This window comes from Micromonospora sp. HB375 (genome assembly GCF_017872985.1).
GTDB classification, from domain to species: Bacteria; Actinomycetota; Actinomycetes; order Mycobacteriales; family Micromonosporaceae; genus Micromonospora; species Micromonospora chalcea.
Map to the genome: position 1 here is coordinate 5,743,686 of NZ_JAGGJO010000001.1, position 13,207 is coordinate 5,756,892.

General features: G+C 74.5%; 11 protein-coding genes. 3 read left to right on the plus strand and 8 right to left on the minus strand.

What is annotated here, in order from left to right; all coding sequences use genetic code 11:
- The first annotated feature begins 76 nt into the window (after positions 1 to 76).
- Both J3R08_RS25390 and J3R08_RS25395 read left to right on the plus strand, forming a co-directional pair.
- Positions 77 to 1,666 (plus strand): PP2C family protein-serine/threonine phosphatase, encoded by a 1,590-nt coding sequence (locus J3R08_RS25390; protein ID WP_280841905.1) that lies wholly within the window; start codon positions 77 to 79, stop codon positions 1,664 to 1,666.
- Positions 1,663 to 2,643 carry a B12-binding domain-containing protein gene (locus J3R08_RS25395; RefSeq protein WP_166457029.1) on the plus strand — a complete coding sequence of 327 codons (981 nt, stop codon included), beginning with the start codon at positions 1,663 to 1,665 and terminating at the stop codon, positions 2,641 to 2,643. Before J3R08_RS25390 ends, J3R08_RS25395 begins: the two co-directional genes overlap by 4 nt.
- Positions 2,644 to 2,645: 2 nt before the next feature.
- Here J3R08_RS25395 and J3R08_RS25400 read toward each other — a convergent pair whose 3' ends face one another.
- Positions 2,646 to 3,161 (minus strand): MarR family winged helix-turn-helix transcriptional regulator, encoded by a 516-nt coding sequence (locus J3R08_RS25400; RefSeq protein ID WP_140946171.1) that lies wholly within the window; start codon positions 3,159 to 3,161, stop codon positions 2,646 to 2,648.
- 95 nt (positions 3,162 to 3,256) lie between these two features.
- Here J3R08_RS25400 and J3R08_RS25405 point away from each other — a divergent pair, with 95 nt between their 5' ends.
- On the plus strand, positions 3,257 to 4,387 hold the full coding sequence (locus J3R08_RS25405) for a PP2C family protein-serine/threonine phosphatase (protein WP_209963001.1): 1,131 nt from the start codon (positions 3,257 to 3,259) through the stop codon (positions 4,385 to 4,387).
- A gap of 10 nt (positions 4,388 to 4,397) precedes the next feature.
- On the opposite strand, the gene J3R08_RS25410 is transcribed toward J3R08_RS25405, so the two are convergent.
- The 7 genes from J3R08_RS25410 to J3R08_RS25440 all read right to left on the minus strand — a co-directional run bounded on the left by J3R08_RS25410 (position 4,398) and on the right by J3R08_RS25440 (position 12,905).
- Entirely contained in the window at positions 4,398 to 5,879 is a 1,482-nt protein-coding gene (locus tag J3R08_RS25410; RefSeq protein WP_043328795.1) for a sugar transferase, read from the minus strand.
- Positions 5,880 to 6,092: 213 nt separating this feature from the next.
- Complete coding sequence (locus J3R08_RS25415) at positions 6,093 to 7,847, minus strand: substrate-binding domain-containing protein (protein WP_051611375.1); 1,755 nt, start codon at positions 7,845 to 7,847, stop codon at positions 6,093 to 6,095.
- A gap of 178 nt (positions 7,848 to 8,025) precedes the next feature.
- Positions 8,026 to 9,060, minus strand: a complete 1,035-nt coding sequence (locus J3R08_RS25420; protein ID WP_176722729.1) for a lactonase family protein — start codon at positions 9,058 to 9,060, stop codon at positions 8,026 to 8,028.
- 106 nt (positions 9,061 to 9,166) lie between these two features.
- Positions 9,167 to 9,769 (minus strand): ATP/GTP-binding protein, encoded by a 603-nt coding sequence (locus tag J3R08_RS25425; protein WP_043328792.1) that lies wholly within the window; start codon positions 9,767 to 9,769, stop codon positions 9,167 to 9,169.
- Complete coding sequence (locus tag J3R08_RS25430) at positions 9,750 to 10,139, minus strand: DUF742 domain-containing protein (protein WP_030502282.1); 390 nt, start codon at positions 10,137 to 10,139, stop codon at positions 9,750 to 9,752. Before J3R08_RS25430 ends, J3R08_RS25425 begins: the two co-directional genes overlap by 20 nt.
- Complete coding sequence (locus J3R08_RS25435) at positions 10,129 to 10,551, minus strand: roadblock/LC7 domain-containing protein (RefSeq protein WP_043328791.1); 423 nt, start codon at positions 10,549 to 10,551, stop codon at positions 10,129 to 10,131. The genes J3R08_RS25430 and J3R08_RS25435 overlap by 11 nt, the downstream gene beginning before the upstream one ends.
- Positions 10,551 to 12,905: a nitrate- and nitrite sensing domain-containing protein gene (locus tag J3R08_RS25440; protein ID WP_064447789.1), complete on the minus strand. Its 2,355-nt coding sequence runs from the start codon at positions 12,903 to 12,905 to the stop codon at positions 10,551 to 10,553. Before J3R08_RS25440 ends, J3R08_RS25435 begins: the two co-directional genes overlap by 1 nt.
- Between the last annotated feature and the right edge of the window lie 302 nt (positions 12,906 to 13,207).

Below are 13,207 nucleotides of genomic sequence, written 5' to 3' on the forward strand. Positions count from 1 at the left end.
GACAGCCGCGCGCCGGGGCGGTGTCGCGGGGCCGGTCAGCGGCGGTGGGCACGCCTGGAGGAAGCGACCCCGGCGGGTGGCCGGGGCCGCGCTCCCGGCTGACGACCGGCTCGCCCAGGAGCTGCTGGACGGGCTCGCCGAAGCGGTCGTGACAGTCGACCCGGCCGGCGTGGTGGCCCTGGTCAACGCGATGGCCACCGACCTGCTCCCGGAGCTGACCCCCGGCGTCGACCTGGTCGGGTGCCAGGTGCCGCCGCTGGCCGAGGCGGCGCGCACCGGGTCGGACACGTTCGAGACCGAGCACCACGGCCGGCGGTTGCGCGGGCTGCGGCGCCCGCTGGCCGCCGGGCGCGGCGCCTGGTACGTCCGAGACGTCACGGAGGAGCACGCACGCACCGACGCGCTGCTCGCCGAACGCTCCCGGACCGCGTTCCTCGCCCGGGCCGGCAGCCGGCTCGGGCTGTCCCTGCACCGGGACCAGACGCTGCGCGCCGCGGTCACGCTGCCGGTGCCCTACCTGGCCGACGTCGCCGTGGTGGTGCACCGCCCGGCCCCGCCCGCCGAGGACGCGCCGCACTGGATCCGGTACGCCACCGGCGACTCCGGCCCGGTCACCGGCGTGACCGGCTGGCGCACCGTGGAGTCCGTCCCCGGGCTGGTCGAGGCGCTCGACGGCGACCGCACCGAGCCCAGTCCCTGGCTCGACGCCGAACTGGCCGACCTGGCCGAGGTGCTGCCCACCGGCTTCGGCCGGCCGGGCACCGTGCTGATCAGCCCGATGCCAAGCGCCGGCGGCCCGGCCGGCGCGCTGGTGCTGGCCCGCCGCCCCGAGCGGCCCGGCTTCGACCAGCGGGAGATCGCACTGGCCCGGGAGTTCGCCGGGCGGGCCGGCGCCGCGCTGGCCGCCGCCGAGCTGTACGGCGAGCAGGCCCACCTGGCGCGCGTGCTGCAGAACAGCCTGCTTCCGCCGGAACTGCCGCGCCTGCCCGGGATGACGCTCGCCGGCGGTTACCGCGCCGCCGGGGACAGCCTGCGCATCGGCGGGGACTTCTACGACGTGTTCCCCACCGCCGAGGGCGGCCTCCTCGCGCTCGGCGACGTCTGCGGCAAGGGCGTCGGCGCGGCAGTGCTGACCGGCCGGGTACGCCAGTCGCTGCAGACGCTGCGCCTCGTCGAGCAGCGTCCCCGGGAACTGCTGGAGCTGCTCAACCGGGCGCTGCTGGACGCGCCGGACGCCGCCCGCCGGGCCCAGTTCACGACGCTCCTGCTCGGCGCGGTCCGCCGCGAGCCCGGCGGCGGGCTGCGGGTCCGGGTGGCCGGCGGCGGGCACCCCGCCCCGCTCGTCGCCCGCGCCGGCGGCGGGATCGAGACCGTCCGGGTGGGCGGCATGCCGGTGGGCGCGCTCACCGACGCGCGGTTCGTCGACGCCGAGGTACGGCTGACGCCGGGCGACCTGCTGCTGGCGTACACCGACGGGGTGACCGAGGCCCGGGGCGGCCCGACCGAGCTGGCCATGTTCGGCGAGGACCGGTTGCGCCAGGCGGTCGCCTCCGGTGCCGGGCTCCCGCCGGCCGCGCTCGTGGAGCGGGTGCTCCAGCTCGTCGACGAGTGGCTGGACGGGCAGCCGCACGACGACATCGCCATGCTGGCGCTGGCCGCCGGGTGAGCCCGGAGCGCCGGATCGGGCCGGAGACGCTCGCCGCCTATCTCGATCACCTGGACCGGGCCGACCGGGCCGGCGCGATCGCGCTGGCGCAGGAACTGCTCGCCGACGGCGTGCCGGTCGCGGACATCCTGGTGGACCTCGTCGCGGTGGCGCAGCAGGAGATCGGCCGCCGCTGGCTCACCGGTTCCTGGAGCGTGGCCCAGGAGCACGCCGCCACCCATGTCAGCGAACTCGTGGTCGGCGCGGTGGGCGCGACGATCGGCGCACCGCGACGTGGGCACGTGGTGATGGCCTGCGTCGAGGGCGAGTGGCACGCGCTGGCCGCCCGGATCGTCGCCGAGGTGGTCCGGGCGGCCGGCTGGCGGGTGACGTTCCTGGGCGCCAGCGTGCCGGCCCGGCACCTGGTCTCCTACCTGCACCAGACCGGCCCGGACGCGGTACTGCTGAGCTGCGTGCAGCCGAACCGGCTGGTCCGGGCGGCGCGGATGGTGGAGGCGAGCCGCGCGGCCGGGGTGCCGGTACTGGCGGGCGGCCCCGGCTTCGGGCCGGAGGGCCGGTGGGCCGCCACGATCGGCGCGGCGGCCTGGGGCGCCAGCGCCCGGGACGCCGTCGCGCTGCTGGACCGGCCGCTGTCCGCGGGCACGCACATCGGCGCGCCACCACCGCCGCCCGACGACTCGTACGTCGCCCTGCTGCACCGGCGGCGGGAGCTGGTCCGGCTCGCGCTGACCGCGGTGGACCCGCCCGAGGAGACCGCCGAGGACGCCGCCACCGGCATCGCGCACCTGGTGGACGCGCTGATCGCGGCCGTGCGGGTGGACGACGACCGGCTGCTGCGGGACTTCGTCGAGTGGCAGGCGGAGGCGCTGACGTCCCGGGGCGGGCGGGCGCTGCTGGACGAGGTGCTCGGCACGCTGGAGCGGGCGCTGACCGAGCATCCCCGGGTGGTGGCCCGGCTGCGGGCCGTCCGCGGGTGAAGTCAGGCGGTACGGGCCACCGGCGGCTCGCCGGACGGGCGGGCCGGGTCACCGATCCGCTCCCCGGAGGGCTGCAGCACCGGCCAGCCCTCGGCCGCTGTCGCCTCCCCGCGCCGGCCGACCACGTCGAACTCGCGCATGCCCTGCAGCAGTGCCACCCGGCCCTCCGAGCTCATTCCGTCCAGGATCCGCTCCAGCCGGCGCCGCCGGTCGGTGCGCAGTTCGGCGAGGAGCCGCAGGGCCTCCGGAGTGAGGTGCAGGGAGATCTCCCGCCGGTCGTAGCGGCCCGGCTCGCGTTCCAGCATGCCGGCCGCGACCAGCCGGTCGCAGAGCCGGCTGGCGGAGGAGAGCAGCATGTCGGTGAGGGTGGCGAGCCGGCGGAGGTTGATGCCGTCATACTGCTCGACGACCATGATCGCGCGTAACTGGGCACTGGACAGCCGGCTGGTGGTGCGCTCCCGGGCCGCCTCCCAGACGGCGAGCAAGGTGCCTGCCGCCTCGTCCAGGGCGGCGGACATACTCGTGTCAGGTCCCTGGGGACCAGGCTCTTCGGTCATGGTGGGCCCGAGACTACCCCCCGGATCTGCCCGGCGACCTGTGCAAAGGAGCAAAGATGAGCGGAGCGGAGGGCCGCGCGCGCCGGGTCCTGACCGAGGCGCCGACGGATCTCATCGTGGACCGGCTCGCCGCCGAGCTGGCGCGCACGTACGGAATCACCCGCACCGAGCTCTACCAGGTCGACTACCGGCTCGCCGAGCTGCTGCCGCTGGGTGACGGCGAGGCGCTCGCCCGCCCCGGTCACCCGGCCTGGCGCGCCTTCGACCATCAGGAGCCGGTGATCGCCGACGAGGTGGGCTGGTTCCCGGTGGGCATGCGCGGCGAGCGCCGGGGCGTCCTCCGGGTCTCTCCGGTGCCGGCCGACCCGGACGCGCGCCGCGAGCTGGACACCATCGCCACGGTGCTCGGGCACGAGCTGAGCGCGGTCATGGCGACCACCGACATCTACCGGACCGCCCGGCGCAGCCGGCGCCTCACGCTGGCCGCCGAGATGCAGTGGGAGCTGCTGCCCGGGCGCAGCCGGATCCGGCCGTCGTTCAGCCTGGCCGGGCAGCTGGAACCGGCGTACGCGGTGCGCGGGGACAGCTTCGACTGGTCCGACGACGGCCACCGGCTCTGGCTGGCGGTGCTGAACGGCTTCGGTGAGGGGGTGGCCGCGGCGCTGCTCGCCTCGCTGGCCACGTACGCGCTGCGCAACGCGCGCCGGGCCGGGCTCCCCCTGGCCGATCAGGCCGCGCTGGCCGACCAGGCGATCTACGCGCAGCACCGGGGCCAGCAGCATGTCTCGGTGCTGCTCGTCGAACTGGACCTGGCCACCGGCACGCTGGCCGTGGTCGACGCCGGTTCGCCCCGTCTGCTGCGGCTGCGGGCCGGCGAGGTCAGCGAGCAGGCGCTGGACGAGCAGTTCCCGCTCGGCATGTTCGAGGGCACCGACTACCGGGAGCAGACGTTCCAGTTGGAGCGCGGTGACCGGCTCTTCGTGGTCAGCGACGGCGTCATCGACGCCACCACCGAGCAGGGGCGCTACGGCGAGGCGGCGCTGGACCGGTTCCTGCGCCGGACCGGGCCGATGGAGCCGCTGGACGCGGTCCGGTCGCTGATCGGCGACCTGCGGGCCTTCGTCGCCGGCGATCTGGTGGACGACGCGGTGGTGGTGTGCCTGGACTGGCTGGGCCCGCAGCCCTGACCCGGCCCGCTCAGTACGCGCCGCGGCTGTTGATCACGGCGCCGAACGTCTTCCAGAGGATGGTCAGGTCGGCGGCCAGCGACCAGTTCTCCACGTAGTAGAGGTCGAGCCGGATGCCGTCCTCCCAGCTCAGGTCGGACCGGCCGCTGACCTGCCAGAGGCCGGTCATGCCGGGCTTGACCAGGAGGCGTCGCGCCACGTCGCCGTCGTAGCGAGCCACCTCGGACGGCAGCGGCGGGCGCGGGCCGACCAGGCTCATCTGGCCGAGCAGCACGTTGACGAGCTGGGGCAGCTCGTCCAGCGACCACTTGCGCAGCAGCCGGCCCACCCGGGTCACCCGCGGGTCGTCGCGCATCTTGAACATCAGGCCGTCGGTCTCGTTGCGCGCGGCCAGCTCGGCGAGCAGGGCGTCGGCGTTGACCACCATGGTGCGGAACTTGAAGACGCCGAACTCCTCGCCGCCCTGACCGACCCGGGTCTGCCGGAACAGCACCGGACCCCGGCTGTCGATCTTGATGGCGAGCGCGATCACGATCAGCAGCGGCGCCAGCACGAGCAGCGCGATCAGCGAGATCGACCGGTCCACGAAGCCCTTGACCAGCTTGCGGGCGCCACGGAACTCGGGCGCCTCGACGTGGATCAGCGGCAGGCCGGCGACCGGGCGGGTGTGGATGCGAGGGCCGGCGACGTCGGTCAGCGCCGGCGCCACCACCAGGTCGACCCCGGTGCCCTCCAGCTGCCAGCCCAGGCGGCGAAGCCGGGTCGCGGTCAGCTCACCGGAGGCGGTGACCGCCACCGTGTCGGCGCCGATCGCGGTGGCCGCCTCCGGGATGCCCCGGAAGGAGCCGACCACCGGCACGTCACCCAGCCGCTGCGGCACCGGGGCGAGCAGCGCGTCCGGAATGCACGCGCCGACCACCTGGTAGCCCGCGTACGGCTCCCGGCGCAGCGTGTGCACCAGCTCCAGCACGTGTGCCGTGTCGCCCACCACGAGCACCTTGCGCGACCAGCCGGCGCCCCGGTCGCGGGCCCGGTGCAGCCGCTTGCGGGCCGCGAACCGCGCCACCTCCAGGCCGACGGTGCCGACGGCGAAGGAGATGGCCAGGAAGCCCCGGGAGACGCCGACGTCGGCGATGTACCCGGCGATCGCGATACCGCCGGCCAGCCGCATGCTCGCCGCGCTGACCCGGCGGTACTCGTCCGCGCCGTACCCGAGCACCTGGTCGTCGTAGCACCGCATCGCCTTGAGCGAGACGAGCCAGACCAGCAGCAGCGCCGGGGCTACCACGACGTACGGGATCTCGGACCCGGTCGGCTCCTCGTCGCCGAACCGGGCCAGGTAACCGACCAGGATGGCCACCGCCAGCACGGTGGTGTCCAGCACCACCAGGACCCGGATGTAGGCCCGCTCCGCGGCTCGTGTCGTCTTGCCCGGGCGTTCACCACCGGGTCGCGACGACGTGGCAGGGGTCAACAGCGTCGCCGAGGTCACCGGCCCTCCCCACTTCGCTCAGGACCGCCCCGTCCCCGCCCGGCTCCGGTGTGGAGCCCGCGGTCGAGGCACCCGGTCATCATGCCTGGACAATTATGGTGACCGATTGATTCGGACGCATTACCGTCAGTTCTCATCCCGCGTCTTGACCCGGGAAGCCTTCCGCCGTACCGGATTTGCCGGTACGGCGGAAGACTAGCGCTGAGCTTCAGGTCAGCGCGGGGCGGGCGGCCGGAGCGCGATCGCCCGGAGGAAGATCTCGCCGATCTTGCTGGGGTCGGTGGTGACGAACGCGCCGCCGCCGGTGACCTTGGTGATCGACTCCAGCTCGGCCCGGTTCACCTCGGTGCCGATGCCGATGATGACCACCTGGACCGGCTGCTCGTCGTCCTTCAGCTTCTTCAGCTGGTCCAGCAGCTCCTTCTGCGAGATGCCGTTGTCGTCCTCGTTCTTGCCGTCGGTGAACAGCACGATCGAGTTGACCTTGCCCGGCTCCCAGTCCTGCTGCACCTTCTTGTACGCCGCGAGCATGGTGTCGTACAGGCCGGTGTCGCCGCTGGAGGGCTTGATCGAGGCGAGGCCGCGCTGCAGCGCCCCCCGGTTGCTCGACAACGGCTTTATCCCGACCAGCTCGCTCCAGTCCTGCGAGCCCTGAAGGTTCGTGGAGAACGTCCACAGGCCGATCGACCAGGAGTCGTCGAAGAGCCCGAGGCCCTGGCTCGCGGCCGCCACCGTGACCTGCTCCCGGCTGGCGCCGTTCGCCGTCGCGACCGGCTTCTTCATCGAGCCGGAGACGTCGATGACGCAGAGCATCCGGCCCGACTGCGTGGCCACCGACCAGGTGGTGGTCGCCGTCGAGATGGCGCCCGGGTCGAGGTCGGCCGCGCCGCCCTGACCGGACGGCGGCACCTGGCTCGCGCCGCCGTTCGCCGGGCTCGGCGCGCCCGTCGGGGCCTGGAAGCCGCGCCCCCAGTTGCCGTCCGGCGCGCGCAGCGCCTGCGCGGCCAGCCGGTCCTTGAAGTCCGGCGTACGCAGCACCTCGAAGAGCACCCGGGCGGCGGACGCCTTGGCCGGCTCGATGCCGGGCAGCACCGCGAACGGGTAGTCGAGCGGGATCGGCACCGGCTCCAGGTAGAGCGCGGCCAGCCGGATCGGCGGCTTCGTGCTGTTGTAGGCGATCACGTCCTCCTCGGACAGCGCCGCCGCGCCCAGCCCGTTGGCGATCGCCGTCGGGTCCGACGAGCGCGGGAACCGCGCGAGGAGGTCCTGCCGCAGCGAGGAGCGGTTCGTGGCGAGGGCCCGCAGCGCCCCGACCATCGCCTCCTGCGCCTTCGGCGAGCCGGAATCGCCGGTGGAGCTGGCGGCGGCGGTGAGCGACAGCAGCCCGGACAGGCCGGCCGCGTCCTGGGTCGGCTCGACGATCCCGGCCCGCAGCGGCTTACTCGCGGTGACCTGGGTCAGCAGGTCGGACCAGCGGAGCTTCTTGTCCGGCCACCCTATGCGCGAGGCCACCGGCTCGGGCAGCGCCACCACCACCGGGCTGCGCGCGATCGAGGCGCCGTTCGTCGGCGCGAAGGCGCTGGCTCCGCCGCTCTTGAGCCGGACCAGCCAGGTCGAGGAGTCCGGCACCCAGACGTCCGGGGTGACAGCGGTGCCGCTGGCCTGCCCGACTCCGGCGAGCGTGGCGCCGTGCTTGCTGGCCACCGCGGCGGCCACCTCGACCGACTCGGAGGAGGAGACGTTGACGGCGATGCAGGTGCCGCCCACCGCGGCGCCGTCGGCGACCCACTGGTCGGCGGCGCCGCGCACCGCGGGGGCGATCTCCGGGGCGGTCGCCACCGACAGCTCGATCCGGCCCGAACAGTTCGGGCCGGCCAGCTGCTGGTAGCCGAACCAGGAGCCGCCCACGACGGCGACCAGGGCTACCGCCACAGCGGCGGCGCCTGCTCCACGGAGGTTGGAACGCATGCGATGGCGGCCAGACACGGTGACCATCTTGCGTACCTCGTGGGGTTACCACCACAACCGTTCGGACGAAAGTTACGCAGCAGAAACAGTTGATCACCTAACTCATACGCTAAGTTACTGGTCAGTCATTTCAGAGTGATGAAGTCCACTGCGGACGGTCGTTTCGGTGACCGTCCGCTCACGGCAGGAAGCAGGTCGGGCTCGCCACCGGCACCGGCTCCCCCATCACCTCGGGCACGCCGCTGACCGGATCGACCCGGAAGATCCTGATCATGTCGGCCCGCTCGTCGGCGACGTACAGGTGCTCACCGGCGAACGCGAAGTGCCGGGGCCACTCACCGCCGGTGTCGACCTCGGCCACCAGCTCCGGCGCTTCGCCGTCGAGCGCGAAGACCGCCACCGTGCCGACGCCCCGGTTGCCCACGTAGAGGAAACGCCCACCCGGTCCCACGCTCACCTCGGACGGCTGGACATGCCCGGCCCGCCCGCTGGCGTCGACGCGCGCCCGCTCCCGCGGCCCGTCCGGCGTCAGGTCGTACGCGGTGACAGTGGCGTCCAGCTCGCCGACCAGCCACGCGCGCCGCCCGTCCGGGTGCCGGGCCAGATGGCGGGGCCCGGTGCCGGGCGGAGTGCTCACCCGGGGCTCCCGGGGCGTCAGCCGGCCGGATCCGGCGTCGACGTCGTACCGGTAGACCGAGTCGGTGCCCAGGTCGACGGCGAGCAGCGCGCCGCCGGCCGGATCCGGCGAGACCATGTGACAGTGCGCGTGCTCCTGCCGGTCGGTGTCCGGGCCGTGCCCCTCGTGCCGGACCAGGTCGGCGCGCTCCCCCGGCACGCCCTCGGCGTCCAGGCCGAACACCGCCACGCTGCCGCCGCCGTAGTTCGCCACGAACAGGTGCCGCCCGTCCGGGGCCACCGCCACGTGACAGGGCTCGGCCCCGCCGGACGGGCGCTCGCCCAGCGGCGTGAGGTCGCCGTCCGGCGCCACCCGGAACGCGCCGACCCGGCCGTCCGGCAGCTCGTTGCACGCGTACAGCACCGGCAGCGCCGGATGCCGGGCCAGGAACGACGGCGACGGGGTGACCGCCACGACACCCAGCGGCGTCAGCCCGCCGGTCGCCCGGTCCCGCCGGGCCGCGACGACGCCCTCACCCCGCCCGCCCGTCTCCGCCGTGTAGCCGCCGATGTGGACGATCTCGTCCTGCCCGGTCACCGCTCCCACCTTCCGTCGGTCCTGTCTCCGCCAGATCCAACCAGAGGCTTCCCGGTCAGGCGTCCGATCAGTCCCGCGACGGCCGACGAGATTCGCCGCGGGCGGCTCAGCCCACCGGCACCGGCTCGCCGCGCTGCCGCGCCACGTGCTCGACCAGCGAGATCAGCACCAGCTTGCCGGACTGCCGGTCCCGGGCGTCGCAGAGCACGAGCGGGACGTCCGGGTCCAGGTCGAGGGCGTCGCGCACCGCCTCCAGGCCGAACCGCCGGGAGCCCTCGAAGCAGTTGACGCCCACCACGAACGGGATGCCCCGCTGCTCGAAGTAGTCGATGGAGGGAAAGCAGTCGGCCAGCCGCCGGGTGTCGGCGAGCACCACCGCGCCGAGCGCGCCGAACGCCAGCTCGTCCCAGAGGAACCAGAACCGGTCCTGACCCGGGGTGCCGAACAGGTAGACCTGCAGGTCGTCGTTGATGGTGATCCGGCCGAAGTCCATCGCCACCGTGGTGGTCGCCTTCTGCTCCACCCCGGAGACGTCGTCGGTGTCGAGCCCGGCGCCGGTGAGGACCTCCTCGGTCTGCAACGGCCGGACCTCGCTCAACGCGCTGACCAGCGTCGTCTTGCCGGCGCCGAAGCCACCGGCGATGAGGATCTTCAGAGCCAGCGGCACCTGGGGCGCCCCCGGCTCCCGGTCATAACGCACGGAGTCCACTGACCACCGCCTTGAGGATGTTGTCGTCGGGCAGGTACGCGGTGGCCGGTGGCCGGTGCACCGCGACGAAGCCATGGGCGAGGAGGTCGCCGAGCAGCACCCGCACCACGCCCACGGCGAGGTCCAGGTCGGCGGCGAGGTCGGCCACGGCCTTCGGCCGGCGGGCCAGTTCGATCAGCCGGCGATGCTCCGGCTGGAGGCCGGGCGTGCCGGCCGGCTCGGCGTCCGGCGTGGCGAGCACGAAAGCCAGCAGGTCGAAGCCGTCCACCGGCGGGCGCACCCGGCCCCCGGTGAGCGTGTACGGGCGCACCACCGGACCGGCGTCGGCGTCCAGCCACTCGTGCTGCGGCCCGGGCGAGTCAGCGCGCATCGGCCGGCCCCCCGCCGCTGCGGGCCGGCGCGGCCAGGTTCTCCCCGACCCGGATCACCAGCATCGCCATCTCGTACGCCACCAGGCCGATGTCGGCGTCGGCGTCGCTCGCCACCGCCAGGCAGGCGCCCTGTCCGGCGGCGGTCACGAAGAGATAGGCCGACTCCATCTCCACCACGGTCTGGCGGACCGCGCCGCCGCCCAGGTGCCGGGTGGCGCCCTTGGCCAGGCCGGAGAAGCCGGACGCCAGCGCGCACAGGTGCTCCGCTTCGCTGCGGTCCTGGTCGCCGGAGGCGCCGAGCAGGAGCCCGTCCGCCGAGAGCACCACCGCCCGGCGTGCGGCGGGCACCCGCTCCACCAGGTCGTCGAGCAGCCAGTCGAGATCGGCGTTCTGCCGCGTCGTGTACACCACTAGGCGTCCCTCTCAGTCGCGGTTCGGTCCTCCGCCACCGGCAGGGCGGGCTCCACGGCCGGCCCCGACGTGGCGGACGGCGTACCGGTGTCAGGCTTTTCGGTGGTGGCCGGATCGGCGTCACCGGCCGGGTCGGTGGCGCGGGCGCCGTCCCGGCGACCCCGCGCGGTGCCCGCCTGCAACGCCGACATGGCCCGGCGCGCCTCCTCCGGCGTGCGGTACGCCGGGGCGTCCACGACCGCCGCGCGCGGACGCGCGGACGCGCCGCGCCGCCGGATCCGGCGTGGCAGGCCGTCGCCGTCGGTGGGAGGCTCCACGGTCGAGGCGCGCGCGGACTGCAACGGGACCACGGTGCTCTCCGACCGGTCCCGTCCCGGCCGGTTCGGGCGCCCCGGACGCGGCACCGTCGTCAACCGGGTCACCTTGGCCAGGCGCCGCCGCTCCGGCCCGGCGGGGCCGTCCGTGCCCACCGGCGGCTCGTCGGTGATCAGATCCGACGGTACGAACACCGCGGCGACGATCCCGGCCGGACGGGCCGGCCGCAGCTCCACCCGCACGCCGTGCCGTGCGGCCAGGCGCGCCACCACGAACAGCCCCAGCCGGGCGCTGCCGGCCGGGTCGAACTCGGGCGGCTCGGCCAGCTTGCGGTTGGCGGCGGCCAGGGCCGGCGCGGACATGCCCAGCCCCCGGTCGGTGATCTCGATGGTGTAGCCGCCCGGCACGGTCCGGCCGGTGACGTCCACCCGGGTGCCCGGCGGGGAGTACGCGGTGGCGTTCTCGATCAGCTCGGCGAGCAGGTGGATCACGTCGCCGACGGCCCGGCCGAGCACCCCGGCCGACGCCACCTCACCCACGTCGACCCGGTCGTACGCCTCGACCTCGGAGATCGCGCCGCGCATCACGTCGACCGCGGCGACCGGCCGGCGCCAGCCCCGCCCGGGCGCGGCGCCGGCGAGGATGACCAGGTCCTCGGCGTGCCGCCGGAGCCGGGTTGCCAGGTGGTCGACCTGGAACAGTCCGGCCAGCTCGTCCGGGTCCTCGGTACGCCGTTCCAGCCGGTCCAGCAGCGCCAACTGCCGGTGCACCAGGCCCTGGCTGCGCCGGGCGAGGTTGAGGATCACCTCGTTGAACCCCCGGCGCAGGGTGACCTCGTCGATCGCGGCGCGCACCGCGGTACGCCGCACCTCGTTGAACGCGCGCGCCACCTGACCGATCTCGTCGCCGCCGTGGTCCAGTTCGGGCGCCTCCCGGGCGACGTCGACCTCCTCGCCGCGGCGCAGCCGGGCGACCACGTCGGGCAGCCGCTGCTCGGCGACCTCGGTCGCGGCGGTGCGTACGCCGGTCAGCCGCCGGGCCAGCGACCGGCCGACCCGCAGCGCCACCAGCACGCAGACGACGATCGCGACGAGACCCAGCACACCGGCGGCGGCGAGCTGGACGAGGATCCGGGTGGCCATCGGCACCGACCGCTCGGCCAGGGCGTCCGCGCCGCGCAGCTCGAAGTCGCGCAGGCTCTGCCACACCTCGGCGTGGCCGGCCTCCCAGCCGGCCATGTCGAACCGGGCCGGCAACGCGGACGAGCGGATCAGGGTGTCCTGGAGCGCGCGCAGCTTGACGAACCCGGCGCCCTCGGTCAACCGCTGGTACGAGGTCCGTTCCTCGGACGGCAGCTCGGCGACCGCCGTCTCCGCCAGGAAACGCTGGTTCTCCAGGGTCCGGACCAGCTGCTCGTGCTCGCCGTCGGCGTACCGGCCCGCGATGACCGCGCCGGCCAGCAGCGCGTCGGCCTGGCCGAGCAGCTCGCGGGAGCGGCCCAGCGCGGTGAGCGCCGTCGCCTCCCGGTTGAGCTGGGCGTCGGGCAGCGCTGCCATCGCGCCGAACGCCTGGAACGCCGAACCGATCATCCCGCTGTAGAGGCCGACGGCGCCGGACCGGTCCACCTTCCGGTCGTCGATGAAGGCGCGTCCGGCGGGCAGCGCGTCCAGTGCCGAGACCAGCTGGTCGAGGCGGCCGTCGAGCTGCTCGTCGGCGACGTCGCGCAGGGCCTTGCCGTCGACCTTGCGGCGCAGCTCGACGATCGCGTCGTCGGTGCGTACGCGCTGTTCCGCCAGGGCCGGCAGGGCGCTGCGGCCGGCGAGCTGGACCACCGACAGCCGTCGCTCCCGTTGCAGCTCCGCCACCACGCGCTCGCCGGGACGGCCGAGGTCGTAGAGAAGGGTACGGGCGGAGAGCAGATCGAGCGCGGGCCCGAAGGTGAGCGTGGTGGCGAAGATCCACAACGCCAGCAGCCCGGTCACCGGGCCGATGACCAGCGCGGTCAGCTTGGCGCGGATCGGCCAGTCACGGGTGTTCAATCAGACCTCGCCCGGGAAGGTGTCGCTCGGTGGCGCCGGCAGCGGCCGTCACGTTCGCCGGCCACGACGCCGGGCCCCGGCCCGGACGCCTTGGGCAGGATACGTAATCCGGGGCGGATGCACTACCGGCCGTCTCGGCTCTCACTACGGTCCGAGACGGGCACGGCGGGCGCAGTCGGACACCGGACCGGCACCGGACGGCGGTCGCGACACCGCTCCTTATTTCCCGACCGGGGCGGAAAGTGCCGCGCAACGGGATTGGCGATCACCCGCATGAGGGAATACCAGCGGGCGAAGGAGGA